Annotated in this window: 18 protein-coding genes and 4 tRNA genes; 10 read left to right on the top strand and 12 right to left on the bottom strand. The window is 70.1% G+C overall.

The window, feature by feature from the left end; all coding sequences use genetic code 11:
- Window positions 1-97: 97 nt before the first annotated feature.
- On the bottom strand, window positions 98-448 hold the full coding sequence (locus tag ACFVW8_RS00800; RefSeq protein ID WP_389685421.1) for a metallopeptidase family protein: 351 nt from the start codon (window positions 446-448) through the stop codon (window positions 98-100).
- An 85-nt stretch (window positions 449-533) separates the two neighbouring features.
- Here ACFVW8_RS00800 and ACFVW8_RS00795 point away from each other — a divergent pair, with 85 nt between their 5' ends.
- From ACFVW8_RS00795 to ACFVW8_RS00780, 4 genes are all read left to right on the top strand, one after another.
- Window positions 534-2,090 (top strand): metallophosphoesterase, encoded by a 1,557-nt coding sequence (locus ACFVW8_RS00795; RefSeq protein ID WP_389685411.1) that lies wholly within the window; start codon window positions 534-536, stop codon window positions 2,088-2,090.
- 174 nt (window positions 2,091-2,264) lie between these two features.
- A tRNA-Glu gene (locus ACFVW8_RS00790) sits at window positions 2,265-2,337 on the top strand.
- Window positions 2,338-2,373: 36 nt separating this feature from the next.
- Window positions 2,374-2,448, top strand: a tRNA-Asp gene (locus ACFVW8_RS00785).
- 22 nt (window positions 2,449-2,470) lie between these two features.
- Window positions 2,471-2,547 (top strand) — tRNA-Phe (locus tag ACFVW8_RS00780).
- A 38-nt stretch (window positions 2,548-2,585) separates the two neighbouring features.
- Here ACFVW8_RS00780 and ACFVW8_RS00775 read toward each other — a convergent pair.
- The 3 genes from ACFVW8_RS00775 to ACFVW8_RS00765 all read right to left on the bottom strand — a co-directional run bounded on the left by ACFVW8_RS00775 (window position 2,586) and on the right by ACFVW8_RS00765 (window position 4,720).
- Complete coding sequence (locus tag ACFVW8_RS00775; RefSeq protein ID WP_389685410.1) at window positions 2,586-3,452, bottom strand: cytochrome c biogenesis CcdA family protein; 867 nt, start codon at window positions 3,450-3,452, stop codon at window positions 2,586-2,588.
- Complete coding sequence (locus ACFVW8_RS00770; RefSeq protein ID WP_389685409.1) at window positions 3,449-4,285, bottom strand: DsbA family protein; 837 nt, start codon at window positions 4,283-4,285, stop codon at window positions 3,449-3,451. The genes ACFVW8_RS00775 and ACFVW8_RS00770 overlap by 4 nt, the downstream gene beginning before the upstream one ends.
- A gap of 66 nt (window positions 4,286-4,351) precedes the next feature.
- Window positions 4,352-4,720, bottom strand: coding sequence for a hypothetical protein (locus tag ACFVW8_RS00765; RefSeq protein ID WP_389685408.1), 369 nt, complete (start codon window positions 4,718-4,720; stop codon window positions 4,352-4,354).
- 148 nt (window positions 4,721-4,868) lie between these two features.
- On the opposite strand from ACFVW8_RS00765, the gene hrpA reads away from it, so the two are divergent.
- The 3 genes from hrpA (at window position 4,869) to ACFVW8_RS00750 (ending at window position 9,456) form a co-directional block, all read left to right on the top strand.
- A complete protein-coding gene (hrpA, locus tag ACFVW8_RS00760) occupies window positions 4,869-8,789 on the top strand; it encodes an ATP-dependent RNA helicase HrpA (protein WP_389685407.1) in 3,921 nt (1,306 codons plus the stop codon).
- Window positions 8,790-8,903: 114 nt separating this feature from the next.
- Window positions 8,904-8,978: transfer RNA gene (locus tag ACFVW8_RS00755), tRNA-Asp, on the top strand.
- A gap of 139 nt (window positions 8,979-9,117) precedes the next feature.
- Window positions 9,118-9,456 carry a DUF6274 family protein gene (locus tag ACFVW8_RS00750; protein WP_389685406.1) on the top strand — a complete coding sequence of 113 codons (339 nt, stop codon included), beginning with the start codon at window positions 9,118-9,120 and terminating at the stop codon, window positions 9,454-9,456.
- Between the two features lie 559 nt (window positions 9,457-10,015).
- Here ACFVW8_RS00750 and bldC read toward each other — a convergent pair.
- Together bldC and ACFVW8_RS00740 are read right to left on the bottom strand one after the other, a co-directional pair.
- Window positions 10,016-10,222 (bottom strand): developmental transcriptional regulator BldC, encoded by a 207-nt coding sequence (bldC, locus tag ACFVW8_RS00745; RefSeq protein ID WP_003949541.1) that lies wholly within the window; start codon window positions 10,220-10,222, stop codon window positions 10,016-10,018.
- Between the two features lie 512 nt (window positions 10,223-10,734).
- Window positions 10,735-11,580 (bottom strand): hypothetical protein, encoded by an 846-nt coding sequence (locus ACFVW8_RS00740; RefSeq protein ID WP_389685405.1) that lies wholly within the window; start codon window positions 11,578-11,580, stop codon window positions 10,735-10,737.
- A gap of 180 nt (window positions 11,581-11,760) precedes the next feature.
- On the opposite strand from ACFVW8_RS00740, the gene ACFVW8_RS00735 reads away from it, so the two are divergent.
- The gene (locus ACFVW8_RS00735; protein WP_389685404.1) at window positions 11,761-12,852 is read left to right on the top strand and encodes a Leu/Phe/Val dehydrogenase; all 1,092 of its coding nucleotides are present in this window, start codon (window positions 11,761-11,763) and stop codon (window positions 12,850-12,852) included.
- 314 nt (window positions 12,853-13,166) lie between these two features.
- Entirely contained in the window at window positions 13,167-13,424 is a 258-nt protein-coding gene (locus ACFVW8_RS00730) for a DUF3073 domain-containing protein (protein WP_123460581.1), read from the top strand.
- A gap of 144 nt (window positions 13,425-13,568) precedes the next feature.
- Here ACFVW8_RS00730 and purM read toward each other — a convergent pair whose 3' ends face one another.
- The 6 genes from purM to ACFVW8_RS00700 form a co-directional block, all read right to left on the bottom strand.
- A complete protein-coding gene (gene purM / locus ACFVW8_RS00725; protein WP_389685403.1) occupies window positions 13,569-14,642 on the bottom strand; it encodes a phosphoribosylformylglycinamidine cyclo-ligase in 1,074 nt (357 codons plus the stop codon).
- 60 nt (window positions 14,643-14,702) lie between these two features.
- On the bottom strand, window positions 14,703-16,229 hold the full coding sequence (purF, locus tag ACFVW8_RS00720) for an amidophosphoribosyltransferase (protein ID WP_389685402.1): 1,527 nt from the start codon (window positions 16,227-16,229) through the stop codon (window positions 14,703-14,705).
- A 546-nt stretch (window positions 16,230-16,775) separates the two neighbouring features.
- On the bottom strand, window positions 16,776-17,588 hold the full coding sequence (locus ACFVW8_RS00715; protein ID WP_389685401.1) for an META domain-containing protein: 813 nt from the start codon (window positions 17,586-17,588) through the stop codon (window positions 16,776-16,778).
- A 52-nt stretch (window positions 17,589-17,640) separates the two neighbouring features.
- A complete protein-coding gene (locus tag ACFVW8_RS00710; protein WP_389685400.1) occupies window positions 17,641-18,441 on the bottom strand; it encodes a sterol carrier family protein in 801 nt (266 codons plus the stop codon).
- Window positions 18,442-18,532: 91 nt separating this feature from the next.
- The gene (locus tag ACFVW8_RS00705) at window positions 18,533-19,174 is read right to left on the bottom strand and encodes a TetR/AcrR family transcriptional regulator (RefSeq protein ID WP_389685399.1); all 642 of its coding nucleotides are present in this window, start codon (window positions 19,172-19,174) and stop codon (window positions 18,533-18,535) included.
- Between the two features lie 106 nt (window positions 19,175-19,280).
- Entirely contained in the window at window positions 19,281-20,399 is a 1,119-nt protein-coding gene (locus ACFVW8_RS00700; RefSeq protein ID WP_389685398.1) for an FAD-dependent oxidoreductase, read from the bottom strand.
- A 73-nt stretch (window positions 20,400-20,472) separates the two neighbouring features.
- On the opposite strand from ACFVW8_RS00700, the gene ACFVW8_RS00695 reads away from it, so the two are divergent.
- Entirely contained in the window at window positions 20,473-21,165 is a 693-nt protein-coding gene (locus ACFVW8_RS00695) for a TetR/AcrR family transcriptional regulator (protein ID WP_389685397.1), read from the top strand.
- Window positions 21,166-21,175 lie beyond the last annotated feature (10 nt).

Below are 21,175 nucleotides of genomic sequence, written 5' to 3'. Positions count from 1 at the left end.
AGGCCCGCACAGCTCATTCACACCTCGGCGCCCGCAGTGCGGCCCCACGCCCACCGGACGAAGGCCCGCGCACACCCCTGACCGCAGCCCCCGCCCCTCACCCGTAACCGAGCGCGTGCAGCCTCTCGTCGTCGATGCCGAAGTGGTGGGCGATCTCATGGACCACCGTGATCTCCGTCTCGGCGACGATGTCCTCGCGCGACTCGCACATCCGCAGCGTCGGCCCGCGGTAGATGGTGATCCGGTCCGGCAGCACGCCCGCGTACCACTCACCGCGCTCGGTCAGCGGCGTGCCCTCGTAGAGCCCGAGCAGATCCGGATCACCGGCCTCCGGCTCGTCCTCGACGAACACCGCGACGTTGTCCATCAGCCGGGTCAGCTCCGGCGGGATCCGGTCCAGAGCCTCGCCGACCAGTTCCTCGAACTCTTCCCGCGTCATCTCCAGCACCCCGTCATTGTCACGTACCGCCGCCGGATGCGCCTTGACGCGCCCGGAGCGCATAGCTCCCCCCGGGCCGGGGCACAGTCGCCCAATGGCCCGCGACCCGTTCCGTGCCGCAGCAGCCCGCCTCCGGCACCGCTTCCACGTCCGGCCCCGGCCCCGCACCGGCCGCCGGGCCCGCCCCTCCGGCCCCACGCTCGCCGCCGCTCCCCGGCCGTTCCTCCGCGCGCTCGGCCTGGTCGTCGTGGTGCTGTTCGGCGCCTGGCTCGGGCTGCTGGCCGTCGGCAGCGTCCGTACGACCGTCGGCCCGATGGACACGACGATGACGCTGCGCCCCTCCCTCACCGGCGGCACCAAGATCAACGTGTCCCCGCTCGGCGCCCTCGAACTGGACTCCCACCGCGCCCCGGTCCGGCTCGACGTCGATGTCGACCGCCTGGACCCGGTCCGCTCCGAGGCCCTGGTCCAGCACCCCGAACGGCTGTCCGGACTGGAGGACGAGGTCACCGGCGATGTCACCGCCGGCACCCGCGAGCTCGCACTGCGCTCCTGCGTCGCGGTCGTCTCCGGGGCCACCGCGCTGGGCCTCGCGGTCTACCGCAGGCCCCGCCGCGCACTCGTCGCCGGAGGGCTCGCGCTCTCCCTGCTGGCCGCGTCGGGCATCAGCGCGTACGCCACCTGGAATCCGAAGTCGGTCCTGGAGCCCCGGTTCTCCGGACTGCTCTCCAGCGCGCCGTCCGTCGTCGGCGACGCCCGCTCGATCGTCACCGACTTCGACGTCTACCAGCGGGAGCTGGCCCGGCTGGTCACCAACGTCACCAAGCTGTACGACGCCACCTCGACGCTCCCCGTCTACGCCCCGGACCCCGCCACCCTCCGCGTGCTGCACGTCTCCGACATCCATCTGAACCCGGCGGCCTGGCACATCATCGGCTCGCTGGTCGAGCAGTACGACATCGACGTGATCATCGATTCGGGCGACACGATGGACCACGGGGCCGCGGTCGAGAACAACTTCCTGGACCCGGTCGCGGATCTGGGCGCGCCCTACGTCTGGGTCCGCGGGAACCACGACTCCGCGGTCACCCAGAAGTATCTGGCGAACGCCAAGCGGTTCAAGAACGTGCACGTGCTCGACAAGGGCCGGGCGGTGAACGTCGGCGGGCTGCGGGTGGCCGGCATCGGGGACCCGGACTTCACCCCGGACCGCACCGGGCCCGAACAGCCCGAGGACATCGAACGGACCGCAGGTCTGCGGCTGGCGGCAGCCCTGCGCGCCCAGCAGCGGGCCGGCACCCCGGTCGACATCGCCGTCACCCATGAGCCCGCGGCGGCCCGCGAGACGGACGGCGCGGTCCCGCTCGTACTGGCCGGCCATGTGCACCACCGGCAGAACGAGGTGATGGAGCACGGCACCCGGCTGAAAGTGGAGGGCTCCACGGGCGGCGGCGGGCTGCGCGCCGTACAGAACGAGAAGCCTGAACAGGTGCTCGCCTCGGTGCTCTATCTGGACCGCTCCACCCGCCGGCTGCAGGCCTGGGACGAGATCACCCTGGGCGGGCTCGGTCTGACGACGGCCGAGGTCAGCCGCCATCTCCCGGAGGAGAAGCCGGCCGGGGCGACGCCCTCGCCTTTTCGGTTTGGCTGACACCGAAACGCACGTGTACAGTCTCCGACGTGCCCAAGGGCGCCGGTCAGGGCTTGACCGTTCTGGAACCTCGAAGGTCACAGAAGAAGCGGAACCTCTTGAGGGGAAGCGGAGTCACATGCTTCTCACGTTCCCTCGGGCGACAGATGAAGAAGCGGCTGTACTAGCAGTTCTGCCCTCATCGTCTAGTGGCCCAGGACGCCGCCCTTTCAAGGCGGTAGCACGGGTTCGAATCCCGTTGGGGGCACGCACAACCTGTGCGACACTTAGTCGCACAAAGCTTGGTCCTGTGGAGCAGTTTGGAGTGCTCGCCACCCTGTCAAGGTGGAGGCCGCGGGTTCAAATCCCGTCAGGACCGCTGCAGCCCGTATGAGCTGCGTGGCTGGGTAGCTCAGTTGGTACGAGCGATCGCCTGAAAAGCGATAGGTCGCCGGTTCGATCCCGGCCCCAGCCACCACCCGAAGGCCCCGTCCGGTGGACGGGGCCTTCGCCGTGTCAGACGCCCTCCCCGTCGGCGGTGTTCAGCTCATCTCCGGCATCCGTGCGGCGGCGACGGGCGGCCCGTGCCGCGACCACCAGCAGCACCACGGCCACCACCGCGCCCAGCAGCACCCCGTCCGGCACCTGCTCGCCGACGCGCTGGGCCCACTGCTCGACGGCGAACGACTGGTCCACATCCAGCAGTCCGGGCAACGCGGTCGTCCCGTCGTACGCCAGGAACACCGCGCCGAGCCCGATGAAGAAGAGCCCCGACAGCAGCGACGTCGTGTGCAGCTCGAAGCGGCCGATCCGCAGGGCGCGCCCGCGCAGCCACGCCCGGCGGCCCAGCTCGAAGCGTTCCCAGAGCAGCGCGAGCAGGAACAGCGGCACCGCCATGCCCAGGGCGTAGACGGCGAGCAGCAGTCCGCCGTACGCCGGGCTGCCGCTGACGGCCGCCACAGTGAGAACGCTTCCGAGGATCGGTCCGGCGCAGAAGCCGGCCAGTCCGTAGACGGCGCCCAGCGCGTAGACGGACACGGCGGTCGTGGGGCGGATCCGGCCGCTCAGGGCGGCGATCCGGCGCGAGGCGAAGCCGAGGCCGACGATCTGGGCGGCGCCGAGCCCGATGATCAGCCAGCCCGCGCCGAGGACGAGTGCGTCGCGGTGGCCGTAGAAGATCCGTCCGGCGTACGAACCCGCCGCGCCGAGCGGGACGAGGGTGGTGGCCAGGCCCGCGTAGAAGATCCCGGTGCGGGCGAGCAGCCGTGAGGCGGAGTCGACGGAGTACGCGAAGAAGGCGGGCAGCAGCAGGGCGCTGCACGGGCTGAGCAGGGCAAGCAGCCCGCCGAGGAGTGCGGCGAAGTAGCCGATGCCCGCCGTCACTTCGCGGAGCCCTGGGAGGCCGCGGGCCCGTGAGCGCCTGCGGAGCCGGCCTGACCCGTCGGGCCCGCGGAGCCCCTGGAGCTCTCCGCCGCCTGTTCGATGGCCTGGGCGAAGGTCTGGGTCGACTGGGCCCCGGCGATCGGGCGGCCGTTGATCAGGAACGACGGAGTGGAGGTCGCGCCGATGCCGTATCCCTGCTCCTGGTCCTTGCTGACCGCGGCAGCGGACGCCGCACCGTCCGCGTCGGCCTCGAAGCGGTCCAGGTCGGCGACTCCCGCCTGTTGGGCGAGCGCCTTCAGCCGGTCCTTGCCGAATCCCTTCTCCTTGACCCCTTCGGCGTACGCCGCACGGTGGAACTGCCAGAAACGGCCCTGCTGTCCGGCTGCCCAGGAGGCGCGGGCGGCGGCCTCGGACTCGGCACCGAAGATGGGGAAGTTGCGCCACTCGATGCGCAGGGTGCCGTTGTCGACGTACTTCTTCACCAGCGCGGGTTCGGTGTCGCGGGCGAACTTCGCGCAGTAGCCGCACTTGAAGTCGGCGTACTCGATGAGGACGACGGGCGCGTCCGCCCGGCCCTGCGCCAGCTTGTCGCCGGCGTCGCGGCGGGCCAGCTTCGCCAGCTCGGGGTGGACACCGGCCTCGGGGTCCGCGGTGACGTCGGCGACGGCGGAGGCGCTGGTGTCCGGGGAGCCCGGAGCGGTGGCCCGGTAGGAGACGTAGCCGAGCAGGGCGGCTGCCAGGACGATCCCGGCGCCGTAGACCAGCGGCTTACGGGACTTCGCAGCCGGCTTGCGGGACGGTTTCGGGGACGGCTTGGGCGTGGAAACGGGCATGCGGAACTCCGGGCTGGTGGTGCGGGAAGAGGAAGAGGGACGGCCGGCGCGGGGCGGGCGGTCCGTCTACACCCTCAGTACGGAGAGTTCCACCGGCCCCGGTGCCGCCGCGTCGGGCCCACGCGGTGTCATCGGCGCAGGTGCCAGGACCGGCTCGGGTCCGATGGCGGCGGGCAGGCCCCACTCGGCGAGGCCCGGCGCCTGGTCGTGGGCCGGGCCGGCCCGGCCGGGAACGGCGGGCTCGGTGCCGTCGCGCTCACCGCTCCTGCCGCAGCCCGGAACCCCGTGCCCGCCGTCCGCGGTGACGGCCGCGACCGGCACCGAGGCGGACACCGGCACCGGGGCCGCCGCGGCGACCGCCGTGGACGGTCCGCAGAACAGCCCGAGCAGCACCGCCAGCGCCGCCGCCAGGCAGCACCACTGCGAACGGGACACGGGGACGGGCCTTCCGGGCAGGGGAGATCAACTGTCCGGAATAGTACGTGCTGTGACCGTGCCGCCGCCCACCGTGCCGACTCCGTGACCGAGCCCGCGCGAAATAGGTTCGCCGTTCCTCGGGCCCGGGTGAGATCCTGGAACCCGTATGTCTACTTCCTTTGCCGATCTCCAGTCCCAGCTCGGGCAGCTCTCGCTGCGCGACGCCCACCGGCTCGGCCGCCGCCTCGAAGGGGCGCGCCGCATCCGTGAGCCCGAGGCCCAGCAAGGCGTGCTGGACGAGATCGCCGCCCAGGCCACGAAGGCAGCCGGGCGGCTCGCGCTGCGGGCCGGGCGGCTGCCTGCCCTCTCGTACCCCGAGCAACTGCCGGTCAGCCAGAAGAAGGACGAGATCCTGGAGGCGATACGTGACCACCAGGTCGTGATCGTCGCCGGTGAGACCGGCTCCGGCAAGACCACCCAGATCCCCAAGATCTGCATGGAACTCGGGCGCGGCGTCCGCGGCATGATCGGGCACACCCAGCCGCGCCGGATCGCGGCGCGCACCGTGGCCGAGCGGATCGCCGAGGAACTGAAGACGCCGCTGGGCGAGGCGGTCGGCTGGAAGGTCCGTTTCACCGACCAGGTGAACCAGGACGCGACCTTCGTCAAGCTGATGACGGACGGCATCCTGCTCGCCGAGATCCAGACGGACCGCGAGCTGCTCGCGTACGACACGATCATCATCGACGAGGCCCACGAGCGGTCGCTGAACATCGACTTCCTGCTCGGCTATCTGGCCCGGCTGCTGCCCAAGCGCCCGGATCTGAAGGTCGTCATCACCTCGGCGACCATCGACCCGGAGCGCTTCGCGCGCCACTTCGGCGAGGCGCCGATCGTCGAGGTCAGCGGGCGTACGTATCCGGTCGAGGTGCGGTACCGGCCCCTCCTCGAAGAGGACAGCGAAGACTCCGACCGCGACCAGATCACCGCGATCTGCGACGCCGTCGACGAGCTCCAGTCCGAGGGTCCCGGCGACGTCCTGGTCTTTCTCTCCGGGGAGAGGGAGATCCGCGACACCGCGGACGCACTCGGCAAGCGCAACCTCAGACATACCGAGGTGCTCCCCCTCTACGCGCGCCTGTCGCACGCCGAGCAGCACCGCGTGTTCCAGCGCCACACCGGACGCAGGGTGGTGCTGGCGACCAACGTCGCCGAGACCTCGCTGACCGTCCCCGGCATCAAGTACGTGATCGACCCGGGCAACGCCCGTATCTCCCGCTACAGCCACCGCACCAAGGTCCAGCGGCTGCCGATCGAGCGGATCTCGCAGGCCAGCGCCAACCAGCGCAAGGGCCGCTGCGGCCGTACGTCGGACGGCATCTGCATCCGGCTGTACTCCGAGGACGACTTCCTGACCCGCCCGGAGTTCACCGACCCGGAGATCCTGCGGACGAACCTGGCCTCCGTGATCCTCCAGATGACCGCGGCCGGCCTCGGCGACATCGAGAAGTTCCCCTTCATCGACCCGCCGGACCACCGCAACATCCGTGACGGCGTGCAGCTCCTCCAGGAGCTCGGCGCGCTCGATCCGGAGGAGAAGGATCCGAAGAAGCGGCTCACCCCGCTGGGCCGCAAGCTCTCGCAGCTGCCGGTGGACCCGCGCCTCGCGCGGATGGTCATCGAGGCCGACCGCAACGGCTGTGTCCGCGAGGTCATGGTCATCGCCTCCGCGCTCTCCATCCAGGACCCCCGCGAGCGCCCGTCCGAGAAGCAGACGCAGGCCGATCAGCAGCACGCCCGGTTCAAGGACGAGACGTCGGACTTCCTGGCGTTCCTGAACCTGTGGCGCTACATCCGCGAGCAGCAGAAGGAGCGCGGCTCCTCCAGCTTCCGCCGGATGTGCAAGCAGGAGTATCTGAACTTCCTGCGCATCCGCGAATGGCAGGACATCTACGCGCAGCTGCGTACGGTCGCCAAGCAGCTGGGGATCGAGCTGAATGAGGACGATGCTCCCGAGCAGTCGGTGCACACCTCGCTGCTGGCCGGTCTGCTGTCGCACATCGGGCTGAAGGACACCGAGAAGAACGAGTACCTGGGCGCGCGCAGCGCCAAGTTCGCGATCTTCCCGGGGTCGGCGCTCTTCAAGAAGCAGCCGCGGTTCCTGATGTCGGCCGAGCTGGTGGAGACGTCCCGGCTGTGGGCGCGGGTGAACGCCCGGGTCGAGCCCGAGTGGATCGAGCCGCTGGCCCAGCATCTGCTCAAGCGCACCTACAGCGAGCCGCACTGGGAGAAGGACCAGGCGGCGGTCATGGCGTACGAGCGGGTCACGCTGTACGGCGTACCGATCGTGGCCCAGCGCAAGATCAATTTCGGCCGTATCGACCAGGAGACCTCGCGGGACCTCTTCATCCGCAACGCCCTGGTCGAGGGCGACTGGCGCACGCACCACCAGTTCTTCCACGACAACCGCAAGCTCCTGGGCGAGGTCGAGGAGCTGGAGCACCGGGCCCGGCGCCGCGACATCCTCGTGGACGACGAGACGCTCTTCGACTTCTACGACCAGCGGATCCCGGAGCACGTCGTCTCGGGCGCGCACTTCGACTCCTGGTGGAAGCACAAGCGCAAGGACGAGCCGGACGCGCTGGACTTCGAGCGCTCGATGCTCATCAACGAGAAGGCCGGGGACGTCACCAAGGACGACTACCCGGACTCCTGGCGGCAGGGGAAGCTCAAGTTCCGGGTGACGTACCAGTTCGAGCCCGGTGCGGACGCCGACGGCGTGACCGTCCACATCCCGCTCCAGGTGCTCAACCAGGTCACATCCGAGGGCTTCGACTGGCAGATCCCGGGACTGCGCGAGGAAGTGGTCACCGAGCTGATCCGCTCCCTGCCCAAGCCCATCCGCCGGCACTACGTGCCCGCTCCGGACTACGCGGACAAGTTCCTGGACCGGGCCGTTCCGCTGCAGGAGCCGCTGCCGGTCACCCTCGCCCGTGAGCTCCAGCGGATGGTCGGCGTCCCGGTCACCGCGGACGACTTCGACCTGGGCCGGGTCCCGGACCACCTGAAGATCACGTTCCGGATCGTCGACGAGCGGCGGCGCAAGGTCGCCGAGGACAAGGACCTGGAGGCGCTGAAGATCCAGCTGCGCCCCAAGGCCCGGCAGGCCCTGTCCAAGGCCGCCGCGGCGACCGCGGGCCCCACCGGCGAGTCCGTCGAGCGCTCGGGCCTCACCGACTGGACGATCGGCACCCTGGACCGGATCTTCGAGACCCGCAGGGCGGGCCAGCCGGTCAAGGCGTACCCGGCCCTCGTCGACCAGGGCGCGACGGTGGCCGTACGGCTCTTCGACACCGAGGCCGAGCAGCAGCAGGCGATGTGGCGCGGCACCCGGAAGCTGATCCTGCTGAACATCCCGGTCAACCCGGCGAAGTTCGCGTCCGACAAGCTGACGAACCAGCAGAAGCTGGCCCTGTCCCGCAACCCGCACGGCTCCATCCAGGCCCTGTTCGACGACTGCGCGACGGCCGCGGCCGACCGGCTGATCGCCGCGCACGGCGGGCCCGCCTGGGACGAGGCGTCGTTCCGGAAGCTGTACGACAAGGTGCGGGCCGACCTGGTGGACCTGACCGTGCGCACGATCGGCCAGGTGCAGCAGGTCCTGGCGGCCTGGCAGGCATGCGAGCGCCGGCTGAAGTCCACCAGCAGCCTGGTCCTGATCAACAACGTCACCGACGTACGGGAACACCTGGCCCGCCTGGTCCCGCCCGGGTTCGTCACCGCGACGGGGCTGCGCAGGCTGCCCGACCTGATGCGCTATCTGGTCGCCGAGGACCGCCGGCTCCAGCAGATGCCGACGAACGTCCAGCGCGACACCTCGCGCATGGAGAAGGTCCACGAGATGCAGGACGAGTACGCCTGGCTGCTCGAACAGCTTCCGCAGGGCAGGCCCGTTCCGCAGGAGGTCCTGGACATCCGCTGGATGATCGAGGAGCTGCGCGTCAGCTATTTCGCGCATGCGCTGGGCACCGCGTTCCCCGTCTCCGACAAGCGGATCGTGAAGGCGATCGACGCCGCGGCCCCGTAACCGCCCACCGGTGGCCGGGTAACCGCCCGGCCACCGCAAGTGAGGTCGACCGCACCCTCTGACCTCCTGTACAGTCTGTCTTCGCAGCCAGCCGCAAGGCAGCCGCGAAAACCTGGTCCTGTGGAGCAGTTTGGAGTGCTCGCCACCCTGTCAAGGTGGAGGCCGCGGGTTCAAATCCCGTCAGGACCGCAGTAACGAAAGCCCGGATCCCCTGGATCCGGGCTTTCGCGCGTATTGACTCCGGTGTCCGCCGACGAGTACTCAGAAAACATGGGCTGTCCCTGTTTTCCGGCGCGGGACAGCGCACGTCCACCGGGAGGCGGCGCGGATGGCGGCATCGACGGACGAGGAGTTCCGGCCGGTCGGGGCAGGCGCTCGCGAACCGGCACGGCGCAGGACGCCCCGGCACGAGATCCGGGCCCTGCTGCGCGCCCATCTGGCGGCCGCCACCGGCTACCGCCACCTCACTCGGCACTGCGCGGTCTGCGCCCGGCTGCTGCGGCTCGCCATGGAGCCCGTGACGGCCTCCCCGGGCGCGGAACCGGCCGAGGAGTCATCCGCTCCGCCCGGTCCGGCGGGAGCGCCCCCAGGGCCCCGGCAGGCCGTCGTACGGGCGCCTGTGGCGCCGCCCGGCGGTGCGGGCCCCGAAGCGGCCCGCAGCTCCTGACCGGTGCCCGGCGGGCGGAGGGCGAAAGTCCCCTCGCCACGTGACCAATGGCGCGGTGGCGGACCCCTATGCAGTGGGAAGCTCGTAGTTGGCAAGGGTCCTGCCATGTGACGGGAGTCACCGAATCAGTTTTGAGAAGGGGTGACTTTACACCCTTCCTACAACTGGCGAATTTAATATGTGCAATTGCACCTCCTGGACGGGACCCGCCCAGGAGCTCCCGAACCACCCCGGCCCGGCCTTCCCGGGACGAGGACACACAGTCCCGCACAGACCCGAGCAAGCTCGCACGAGACCTCCCGGGAGCCAACCGGGCGTCCGGTTTCCAGCGGCCGGAACAGGCCGGGAACGGCAGGCCGGACCACGGGCCACGGCCGGCCGCGAGAGCACAAAAAAGATCGCGCTGGACCCGGCGGAGTCCAGCGCGATCTGATGACGTGACCTGTATGACACAGGTATGGCGCCCGTTGGGGCGGGCGCCCGTCATATGGAGCTATGGGTGGGCCTGTATGGGTTGGGGGACCCAAAAGCCCAGTTGTGCTGCGGCGACAGGGGTTTGTCAGGCCTCGCTGCGCTGCTGCGGAATACCCGCAAGCAGTGCGCGGACCTCTGCCTCGCGGTACCGGCGATGTCCACCGAGCGTGCGGATGGACGTGAGCTTGCCTGCCTTGGCCCAACGGGTAACCGTCTTCGGGTCCACGCGGAACATCGTGGCAACCTCAGCCGGGGTCAGCAGCGGCTCGGCATCAGGGGTGCGAGCGGTCATGAGCGGCCTCCTCGGGAGAACCGAACCATCTCGGTTCTTTCCTCTAAATTCTGCACCTTGACCCACGTTGCCCGATATGGCGGACGCGGGCCGAGTCGGTTATAGGACGAACGGCTTGTCCTCGGCACTACAACTACACCATCCGTCCAGCCACGTCGGCCAAACCGATGGAATTGCCCTCCCAGGTGTTCATCAGCGACGGAAGCCGATGGACCATGCCATAGCGGACAGTCACACCACCGTGACGATCAGTCACAGGGCGATCAGGAGTCGTCAGACCCCCCATAGAGTGCAATGCGAAGCATTCCGCCCATACTTGGACGAATGGAGTCCTCCCCGGACTCCTTGTCCTATTTTGGCACGAGGAGTAGGTAAGGGCGCAAGGGCCCCGTAAGTGCTATCCATCACGCTTGAGGCAAAGGCCCGGTTCGGGACGTAGGTCCTGACGCCACAAGCGTAGGGTTCCGCCTCTTCACCCTCACGTGTCACACAGGACGCAGGTTCATCGATCGTCAGTTCGCGAACTGACGATCCCTTACGGTCCTCCAGCGCTCCGCGAGACGGGCATAAGCCTCACTCGCTCCCTCGGTGTCACCGGCCCGCAGCGCCGAGATGCCCTCGGCCACATCAGCGGCGCTCCGGTCCTCGGCGAGGTGCTTCGCCGGCAGCGCGTGCACCAGGCCGCCGTAGTCCAGCTCCACCAGCGCGCGCGGATGGAAGTCCTCCAGCCAGCGGCCGACATCCACCAGGCTCTCGGTGAGCGGCCCCTCGTCCACCGTCTCGCGCAGCGTCTTCAGCGCCCGTGCCAGCCGGCGGCGGGCCTGGACCATCGGCGTCCGGTACCTCAGCACGGCCGGCTCACCGTCCTCGCCCGCCTCCCGGTACTCGCGCTCCTCGTCCGAGACGAGGACGAACCAGCGCACCGGGACCTGCCACACCGCCGTCCGGATCCAGGGCCTGGCGTCCGGATTGCGCTCCGACCACCGCTCGTGATCGGCGAGCGCCTGCCCCCGGACCACCGGCGGCAGCACCGCGTCGAGCACCGGCCCGGGAAACATGTCCGCCAGAGCGTCCAGCCCCAGCCAGCCGCGCAGCCGGGTCCGCCACGGGCAGACGCACACCACCCCGTCCACCTCGGCGACGAACGCGTCGGCGCTCTCGTGCGCCGGCACACCGACCGGCGGGGTCGCCGCCAAGTCCGCCAGCGAGCGGCGGAGTTCGTCCTGGGCCGTGGGAATCTCATCGCGGCCCGCGTAGCGGGCCCAGTGGGCGCGTTCGGCCTCCGGGAAAGCCGCCAGTGGCTCGTAGACCCGGAGATAGGACGCGTATGGGACGAGCACCGAAGACACCACCGACATGCAGCGATCGTGTCACGCCCGTACTCCGGTCGTGGCTGATCCGCCCCGTCACAACGGATCTCCGTCGGTGCGCGGCGGACGGCCCTAAGCTCATGCCCACGGACCGTCCGTGCCGGTCGGTCCGGGGCTCTCCCCACCTTCAGAAGAGTCTCCGCCGCTTCGTAATTGGGAGTCACCACAGTGACCGATGTGACCGACGGCGTCCTGCACACCCTGTTCCACTCGGATCAGGGGGGCCACGAACAAGTCGTGCTCTGCCAGGACCGTGCCAGCGGCCTCAAGGCCGTCATCGCCATCCACTCCACCGCCCTGGGCCCGGCCCTCGGCGGCACCCGCTTCCATCCGTACGCCTCCGAGGAGGAGGCCGTCGCGGACGCGCTGAACCTGGCGCGCGGAATGTCGTACAAGAACGCCCTCGCCGGCCTCGACCACGGTGGCGGCAAGGCCGTCATCATCGGCGACCCCGAGGCGTTCGAGGGCGACCGCAGGACCGAACTGCTGCTGTCCTACGGCCGGTCGGTCGCCTCGCTCGGCGGCCGCTACGTGACGGCCTGCGATGTCGGCACGTACGTCGCCGACATGGACGTCGTGGCCCGAGAGTGCCGCTGGACCACCGGCCGCTCCCCCGAGAACGGCGGTGCCGGGGACTCCTCGGTGCTCACCTCGTTCGGCGTCTTCCAGGGCATGCGGGCCTCGGCCCAGCACCTCTGGGGGGACCCGACACTGCGTGGCCGGAAAGTGGGGGTCGCCGGAGTCGGCAAGGTCGGCCACCACCTGGTCGGGCATCTGCTGGCGGACGGCGCCCGGGTGGTGATCACCGATGTGCGGGAGGAGTCCGTGCGCCGGATCACCGAGCAGCACCCCGAGGTCGCCGTGGTGGCGGACACCGAGGCGCTGATCCGTACCGAGGGGCTGGACATCTACGCGCCGTGCGCGCTCGGCGGCGCGCTGAACGACGACACCGTTCCGGTGCTCACCGCCTCCGTGGTGTGCGGCGCGGCCAACAACCAGCTCGCGCACCCCGGCGTCGAGAAGGACTTGGCGGACCGCTCGATCCTCTACGCCCCCGACTACGTGGTGAACGCCGGTGGCGTCATCCAGGTCGCCGACGAACTGGACGGCTTCGACTTCGAGCGGTGCAGGGCCAAGGCGGCCCGGATCTTCGACACGACGCTGGCCATATTCGCACGTGCGAAGAGTGACGGCATTCCGCCGGCCGCCGCGGCCGACCGGATCGCCGAACAGCGGATGGCCGACGCCCGCGCTCGCTGAGCGCGCCGGGGGCCCTACGGGGCGTCATTCCCTGCCCAGGGCCTGCTGTACCCGCCGGCCGGCGAGACATGACTCACCCCGGTCGGCGGGTCGCATGCCCAGAAGAGGTTAAAATCGCAGTTGACCAGCGAGGAAAGGGCTCCTCGCGGGTCCTCTTCCGGGGTGCGTGATGCGGGCGGCGTACCGTATGGCCGCGGAAGCAGGTACCGTTAAAGCTCTACAGGCACGGTCTCTCTGCCGAGAGTCCGTCCTGAAACATGAACGCGTGTCAAGACTCTGGGGCCGTCGAGCCCCGTCACCGAGGGGGTCGAGCCATGGGGCGCGGCCGGGCAAAGGCCAAGCAGACAAAGGTCGCCCGTCAGCTGAAGTACAGCAGCGGCGGGACTGACCTGTCGCGTCTGGCCAATGAGCTGGGCGCATCACCTTCGAGTCAACCACCGAACGCAGAACCGTTCGAGGACGACGACGAGGAAGATGACCCGTACGCACAGTACGCGGATCAGTACAACGACGACGATGACGAGGACGAGGACGATCAGTCCGGTCCGTCGTCACAGCGCCGCGGCGCTTGACCTCGCGCTGACACATCAACCCGGTCCGGGCCTGTCCCGGACCGGGTTCTGTGCTGTCCCGATCCGGAGCGTGTGCCGTCCCCGGACGCCGGGCAGGCCGTGTCGGCCCGTCCGGCGTCCGGGAGCAACCGCCGTGTTCGCGTCTCAGCGCGCGTACCCGCCCACGAGCTCCGCGCCCGTCAGGTGCGCGCCGCGGTCCGTGATCTCGCCGGCGACCCAGGAGTCGACGCCGCGGTCGGCCAGTGTCGTCAGCGCCGCGTCAGCGGACTCCGCCGGGACGATCGCGATCATGCCGACGCCCATGTTGAGCGTCTTCTCCAGCTCCAGCTGCTCGACCTGACCTGCCTTGCCGACGAGGTCGAAGACCGCGCCGGGCGTCCAGGTGGAGCGGTCCACCGTGGCGTGCAGTCCGTCGGGGATGACCCGGGCCAGGTTGTTGGCCAGGCCGCCGCCGGTGACGTGGCTGAAGCCGTGTACCTCGGCGGTGCGGGTGAGGGCCAGGCAGTCCAGCGAGTAGATCCTGGTCGGCTCCAGGAGCTCCTCGCCGAGCGTCCGGCCGAACTCCTCGACCTCGCGGTCCAGCGTCCAGCCGGCCCGGTCGAAGACGACGTGGCGGACGAGCGAGTACCCGTTGGAGTGCAGGCCGGAGGACGCCATCGCGATGACCGCGTCGCCCTTGCGGATGCGGTCGGGGCCCAGCAGCCGGTCGGCCTCCACCACGCCCGTACCGGCGCCGGCGACATCGAAGTCGTCCGGTCCGAGCAGACCGGGGTGCTCGGCCGTCTCGCCGCCGACCAGGGCGCAGCCCGCCAGCACGCAGCCTTCGGCGATGCCCTTCACGATGGCCGCGACACGCTCGGGGTGCACCTTGCCGACGCAGATGTAGTCGGTCATGAAGAGGGGCTCCGCGCCGCAGACCACCAGGTCGTCCACGACCATGCCGACCAGGTCGTGGCCGATCGTGTCGTACACGCCCATCTGGCGGGCGAGGTCGACCTTGGTGCCGACACCGTCGGTGGCGGAGGCGAGCAGCGGGCGCTCGTAGCGCTTGAGGGCCGAGGCGTCGAAGAGTCCGGCGAAGCCGCCCAGGCCGCCGAGGCCGGCGACCTCGGGGCGCCGGGTCTTCTTCACCCACTCCTTCATCAGCTCGACGGCACGGTCGCCGGCCTCGATGTCGACGCCCGCTGCCGCGTAGGAAGCACCTGTTGTCTCAGACATTGCCTGGGATCTTTCGTGTGGAGATACGGGGCTGATGGGAAGGCTGCCGGACGGTCCGGGTCACGGACGGCGCAGCGCGTCGGCCGCAGCGGTCGCCGCAGGGCCTGCCGCCAGCTCGGTCTCCAGCAGCTGCTTGCCGAGCAGCTCCGGGTCCGGAAGCGCCATCGGGTACTCACCGTCGAAGCAGGCGCGGCACAGATTCGGCTTGTCGATCGTCGTCGCCTCGATCATCGAGTCGATCGAGATGTACGAGAGCGAGTCGGCCCCCATCGACTTGGCGATCTCGTCGACCGACATGCCGTTCGCGATCAGCTCGGCGCGGGTGGCGAAGTCGATGCCGAAGAAGCACGGCCACTTCACCGGCGGGGACGAGATCCGGATGTGGATCTCGGCGGCGCCGGCCTCACGGAGCATCCGGACCAGCGCGCGCTGGGTGTTGCCGCGGACGATCGAGTCGTCGACGACCACCAGGCGCTTGCCCTTGATGACTTCCTTGAGCGGGTTCAGCTTGAGACGGATACCGAGCTGGCGGATGGTCTGCGACGGCTGGATGAAGGTCCGCCCGACGTAGGCGTTCTTGACCAGCCCGACACCGAACGGGATTCCGCTGGCCTCCGCGTAACCGACTGCGGCGGGGGTGCCGGATTCCGGCGTCGCTATGACCAGATCGGCCTCGGCGGGCGCCTCGGCGGCCAGCCTGCGGCCCATCTCCACCCGGGAGAGGTAGACGTTGCGCCCGGCGATATCGGTGTCGGGGCGGGCCAGATAGACGTACTCGAAGACACAGCCCTTGGGCTTCGCTTCCGCGAACCGGGAGCTGCGCAGGCCGTTCTCGTCGATGGCGACGAGCTCGCCCGGCTCGATCTCGCGGACGAAGCTGGCACCGCAGATGTCCAGGGCGGCGGACTCGGAGGCCACCACCCAGCCACGCTCCAGCCGGCCGAGGACCAGCGGGCGGATGCCCTGCGGGTCGCGGGCGGCGTACAGGGTGTGCTCATCCATGAAGACGAGGGAGAAGGCGCCCTTCACCTCGGGAAGCACCTGGGGGGCGGCTTCCTCGACGGTGAGCGGCTTGCCCTCGTCATCGGTCTGGCCGGCGAGCAGCGCCGTCACCAGATCGGTGTCGTTGGTAGCGGCGACCTGAGTGGCCCGGCCGTCCTTGCGCGGAAGGTCGGCGACCATCTCGGCCAGTTGGGCCGTGTTGACCAGGTTGCCGTTGTGGCCCAGGGCGATCGAGCCGTGCGCGGTGGCACGGAACGTCGGCTGCGCGTTCTCCCACACCGAGGCACCGGTGGTGGAGTAGCGGGCATGACCGACCGCGATATGGCCCTGGAGCGATCCCAGGGAAGTTTCGTCGAAGACCTGCGAGACCAGTCCCATGTCCTTGAAGACCAGGATCTGAGACCCGTTGCTCACTGCGATGCCCGCGGACTCCTGTCCACGGTGCTGCAGGGCATACAGTCCGAAATAGGTGAGCTTGGCGACCTCTTCGCCCGGAGCCCAGACACCGAAGACGCCACAAGCGTCCTGGGGGCCTTTCTCTCCGGGGAGCAGGTCGTGGTTGAGTCGTCCATCACCACGAGGCACGCCACCGAGTGTAGGCGAGATCGACCACTGGTCCGAATGGGGACACCCGGCCGGAGCACGGGGGAAGCGCCCCGCCGGCCTCCTCGGGACCGGGCACGAACGGTCACACGGAGTGATCATTCCGCCGGGCCGGCTCCCGGTCGGATGCGGCACAGCCGGGGCCGCAGGGCAGTCGTCGCCCGGATCACCGGCGGGTTACCGACTGCTTCCGGCCGGGGGCCCGACGCCCCGGGCGGGCCGGTTCGTGGCACTCAGTGAGCCGGTTCGCGGGGGTGCGGGGCGGGGTGGCCGAACGCTCGTTTCGTGGTGAGCCTCACACCGGGGCGGCCGGTATGCCTGCCCGGGGCACCTGGATCACGAGGGGGCCCGGGCCCGGTTACGCCGGGGGACGGCATGCGCGGGCACTCCCCCGGACGTGCCGTCACACAGACCGGCCGTGCCGTCACACAGACCGGTCGGTCGGTCTCGAACAGCCTCGAACCGCAGCGCATGGCCTTGAACGGGCTCGAAGGGATCGGAGGGCTCGGAGTCGCTCGGAGCGTTCCGTCAGTCCGGCTTCTTCGCGGCCGCCACGGCGGCAAGCCCCTTGCCGCCGCCACCCTGCGCGGTGAGGGACAGGGTCCGGTCGTCGACCGCGTACGTCGTCCGCTTCCCGTCGATCACCTCCAGCAGGGCGCTCTCCAGCCGCATCCCGGGGTCCGGGCACATCTTGCGGGTGGTGACGAGCGGGCCGAAGGCGGCGGTGGAGCCCGAGACATGCGCCTGGCCGCGGAAGCTGTTGCAGCCGAGGGTGCCGTGCACGGTGCCGTTCCTGCCGAACGCGATGCGGGCGCTGCCCTGCGTGCCGGCGGGGACGGAGGAGGCGGACGAACCGGAGACCAGCGTGGTGACCCTCCAGTCGGTGCCCGCCAGCGGGGCCGCGGGCCGGGAGGTGAGGGCGACGGTGTCGCCCTTCGCCGTGGTCAGGGTGAGCTTCTTGGCCGCCACGGCGGCGGTGAGCCGGCCGTTGAAGGCGCGGGACATCAGGGCCTCGAAGCGCTGGATGTCCTTCTCGCAGCCCATTTCGGTGGTCGTACCCGGACCGAAGGTGAGTGCGTCGCCGTCGATGCGGACGTCGGCGGTGAACCGGTTGCAGCCGTAGCTCCCGCTCGCCCGGCCCCTGGAGTCGATCTCGACATGGGCGTCAGCCGGGGCGTCAGCCGGGGCGTCGGACCGCTTCCCGCCGACGATCACCGATTCGACGCTCCAGCGGACGCCGGTGACGGGTGGGGCGTTCCGTACGGTGCCGTCGCCGGAGCCGGAACCCGACTCCGTGCCGCAGGCGGCGAGGGTGAGGAGGGTCAGGACGCTGACAGCCACACGTTGTCGGTGCATGGCCCTTGGACGGCCGGTACGGCCGATCCGGTTCCCGTCACCCCATCAGGGGCAGCAGGGCGGCGAGATCGGCACGCTCACCGCTGGCGCTGACCTTCGCCGCGTCGAGCGCCTGCGCCCACTCCGTGCGCCCGGTGGCCAGCCGGAACCACGTGACCGGATCGGTCTCGACGACATTGGGCGGGGTGCCGCGGGTGTGCTTCGGGCCCTGGACGCACTGGACGACCGCGAACGGCGGGACCCGCACCTCGACCGAACCGCCCGGCGCCTTCTCCGCCAGTGCGTCGGCGAGCAACCGGGTGCAGGCGGCAAGCGCCTGACGGTCGTACGGGATGCCGAGCCCTGTCGCCTCGTTGAGGTCGTACGTGTGGACGACGAGCTCCACGGTCCGGGTGACCAGGAAGTCGCCGAGCCGCATCGCGCCGACCCGGGTGGGCAGCAGCCGGTCCTCGGAGGCTCCGGTCACCAGCGAATCGAAGCGGGCGGCGACCGCCCCGTACAGCGCGTCCACGTCCTGGTGGTCCGCGGCCAGTGCCGCGGTGTCGTCCGCGATCCGTCCGGCCCGGGCCGCCGTCGAGAACGGCCACTCCAGCAGCGTGACGTCGGGCTTGGTGAGAGCCGGCTCGGGGAGCTCCAGGTTCCTGCTGACGTGCGAGAGCGCCATGGTCAGGTGGACGGCGAGCTCCCGCACCGTCCAGTCGCCGAGACCACTCGGCCCTTCGAGCTGCTGGGGTGTCAGGGAGCCCAGGGCTTTGCGGACATGGGCGAACTGCGTCAGGACCGCTGCGCGGGTCCTGACCGGGTCGTAGCGGCGGGCGCGCTTCTGGGACGGCGGCATGACGAGGAGCCTACGACGTCCGCCCAGGTGGGCGCCGGGGCGCGCCCCTGGGCCAGGACACGGGGATCCGGGGGCGGCGGGGGCCTCCGGGTCAGGTGCGCGTCGCGTAGTCGCCCAGGCCCTTTTCGAGCAGGTCGAAACCGCGGTCGGCGATGGCCACGGCCGCCGTGGCGATCTCCTCGACCGGCTCCCCCCCGGCCAGCATCCGCCGGTGGTTCTCCGTGATCAGAGCGTTGCGGGTACCGATGAGCTGGGCGGCCGCGATGCGCGCGGTGGTCGGCTCCTCCCCCTCCTCGACCAGGACGTCGGTCAACTGGTCGGAAGAGCGGACGAAGAAGGCATGGGCCCGGGTGAGCAGTGTGGGCGTCTGCTGGATCAGCTGAAGGACCCCGAGCACCACCGGCGAATCGCTCATACCCACCGAGGGATCCCGGCTCTCGATGCACTCCAGGAAATGCCGGCGCACACCGGCCACAGCCGACTCACCGGGCGCCCGGTCCCGCACCACTCCGGCGACGTCACCGATGTACTCCTCCATCGGCGCGAAGATCAGGTCTTCTTTGCTGTCGAAGTAGTTGAAGACCGTCATCTTCGACACGTCGGCCGCTTCGGCGATCTCCGCGACCGAGACCTGGTCGAAGCCCCGCTCGGTGAAGAGTCTCGTGGCCTCCGTCAGCAGACGGCTTCGCGTCTGGATCTTCTTGCGCTCGCGCAGACTCAGCCCCTCGGTCATGACATCACTGTACCAGGATGAAGTTTTATCTCAGATGAAATTTCGACTCAGTATAATTTACGACACCGCATCGAACTGCCGGTGCCGGCGCTTTCGTGCTCGGCGGTCAGGACGGCTGGACCTGGTCGAAGAGGGCGAGGGCTTCGGCGGGGTCCGGGCTCACGAGGCGCTCCAGCCCGGCCGCCGTGATCTTCGCCCACTTGCCGGCCCGCGCCCACATCCGTTCCTCGAAGGCGCGGACAGCCTCGTCCGGATCCACACGGCCGGTGGCGATGGACTCAGCGAGCTCGGCGCCTTCCAGCATCGCGAGGTTCGCGCCCGCCCCCAATGGGGGCATCAGATGGGCGGCGTCGCCCAGCAGCGTCACCCCGGAGACATGGGCCCAGGTGTGGGACACGGGCAGGACATAGAGGGGGCGGTGGACGAAAGCGGTGCCGTGGCGCAGGAGGTCGAGGACGGGAGCGGCCCAGCCGTCGAACAGAGCCAGCAGATTCGACCGCACGGCCTCGGCGTCGGCCAGGTCCAGACTCCCGTGCCAGTCCAGCGGCGCGCGGAACTGGGCGTACACCTTGGCGTGGCCGCCGCTGTTGCGCTGGGCGACGAGAGCCCGGTTCACGCCGTACACGGCCATGGAACCGTCGCCGATCAACCGGGCGAGGTCGGGGTGGCGGGTGTCGACGTCGTCGAGGGAGGTCTCGACGCAGGTGACGCCGGTGTAGTGCGGTGTCGCCGACGAGACCGCCGGGCGGATCCGGGACCAGGCGCCGTCCGCGCCGACCACGAGGTCGAAGGTCTCCTGCCGCCCGTCCGCGAAGTGGACCAGTACGTCATCCCCGGCCCCCGGCACCGCCTGCGTCACGCCCCGGCCCCACTGGACGTCGAGAGGGCCGAGCAGCAGGTCACGGAGTTGCCCGCGGTCGATCTCGGGATTGGCCCGGTCATCCGGACGGGGTCGCCAGTCACGCAGGACGGCTCCGTCCGTGTCCAGGATGCGCATGGCCTGCCCCTCCGGGCGGGACACGGCCTGGAACTCCGCCAGCAGCCCCGCCTTGTCCAGCGCGAGCTGACCCAGCCCTTCGTGCAGGTCCAGGACGCCGCCCGGCGGGCGGGTGTCAGGGGAGGGATCACGCTCGAGGACGGTGACGGGATGGCCATGGCGGCGCAGGACGCGGGCGAAGGTAAGACCGGCCGGACCGCTCCCGACTACGGCGATGCGATGTCTCATGTCGATACACTGTATTGGTGCCCTACGATGCATCGCAACAGTACGGCGTAACCGTGAACAGTATGGTGTGCCCATGACTGTGTGGGACCGCCCCGAGCCGCCGACTCGCCCCGTGCCGCTCGACCGGGAGCGGATCGTCGCCGCCGCCATCGCGCTGGCCGACGAGGGCGGGCTGGAGGCGGTGTCGTTGCGCAAGGTCGCGGCCCGGCTGAACGCCGGCCCGATGCGGCTGTACGGATACATCTCCACCAAGGAGGAGCTGTTCGACCTCATGGTGGATGAGGTCCAGGCCGAGATTCTCCCCGAGGAGCAGCCCGGTGACTGGCGGGAGGCACTGGGCAGCCTCGCCCACCGCACCAGGCGGACCGCTCTCCGTCACGAATGGCTGGCCGACCTGCTCGGCGGCCGCCCGGCCCTGGGCCCGAACGGCCTCGCCTTGTCCGAGGCCACGCTGGCCTCGCTCGACGGTGTCGCCGACCCCGATACCGTCATGTGCGCCGTGGGGACTGTCAGCGCCTACTTCACCGGCGCGATCAGGCGCGAGATCGCGTACCTGCGGGCCGAGCGCACCACCGGCCTGTCCAAGCACGACTGGCAGCGCGCCTCCGGCCCGCATCTGACGAGAATGCTGGCAACGGGCCGCTTCCCGGCGCTGGCCAGGGTGGTGCACGAGGGCACGGACGTGGACGCCGAGGAGTCCTTCGCGACCGGCCTGGACTGGATCCTCGACGCCGTGGCCGCCAAAGTCGCCCGGCCGTCGGCGTGATGGCCCTCGC

It is taken from the genome of Streptomyces sp. NPDC058221, assembly GCF_042882365.1.
GTDB lineage: Bacteria > Actinomycetota > Actinomycetes > Streptomycetales > Streptomycetaceae > Streptomyces.
This window is presented reverse-complemented; position numbering and strand designations above follow the sequence as displayed.

Coding starts and splice junctions, on each gene's coding strand:
- ACFVW8_RS00710 (WP_389685400.1), bottom strand. CDS start 18,441: ATGCCGCCGTCCCAGAAGCGCGCCCGCCGCTACGACCCGGTCAGGACC.
- ACFVW8_RS00795 (WP_389685411.1), top strand. CDS start 534: ATGGCCCGCGACCCGTTCCGTGCCGCAGCAGCCCGCCTCCGGCACCGC.
- bldC (WP_003949541.1), bottom strand. CDS start 10,222: ATGACCGCTCGCACCCCTGATGCCGAGCCGCTGCTGACCCCGGCTGAG.
- ACFVW8_RS00740 (WP_389685405.1), bottom strand. CDS start 11,580: ATGTCGGTGGTGTCTTCGGTGCTCGTCCCATACGCGTCCTATCTCCGG.
- ACFVW8_RS00750 (WP_389685406.1), top strand. CDS start 9,118: ATGGCGGCATCGACGGACGAGGAGTTCCGGCCGGTCGGGGCAGGCGCT.
- ACFVW8_RS00705 (WP_389685399.1), bottom strand. CDS start 19,174: ATGACCGAGGGGCTGAGTCTGCGCGAGCGCAAGAAGATCCAGACGCGA.
- ACFVW8_RS00730 (WP_123460581.1), top strand. CDS start 13,167: ATGGGGCGCGGCCGGGCAAAGGCCAAGCAGACAAAGGTCGCCCGTCAG.
- ACFVW8_RS00700 (WP_389685398.1), bottom strand. CDS start 20,399: ATGAGACATCGCATCGCCGTAGTCGGGAGCGGTCCGGCCGGTCTTACC.
- purM (WP_389685403.1), bottom strand. CDS start 14,642: ATGTCTGAGACAACAGGTGCTTCCTACGCGGCAGCGGGCGTCGACATC.
- ACFVW8_RS00695 (WP_389685397.1), top strand. CDS start 20,473: ATGACTGTGTGGGACCGCCCCGAGCCGCCGACTCGCCCCGTGCCGCTC.
- hrpA (WP_389685407.1), top strand. CDS start 4,869: ATGTCTACTTCCTTTGCCGATCTCCAGTCCCAGCTCGGGCAGCTCTCG.
- ACFVW8_RS00770 (WP_389685409.1), bottom strand. CDS start 4,285: ATGCCCGTTTCCACGCCCAAGCCGTCCCCGAAACCGTCCCGCAAGCCG.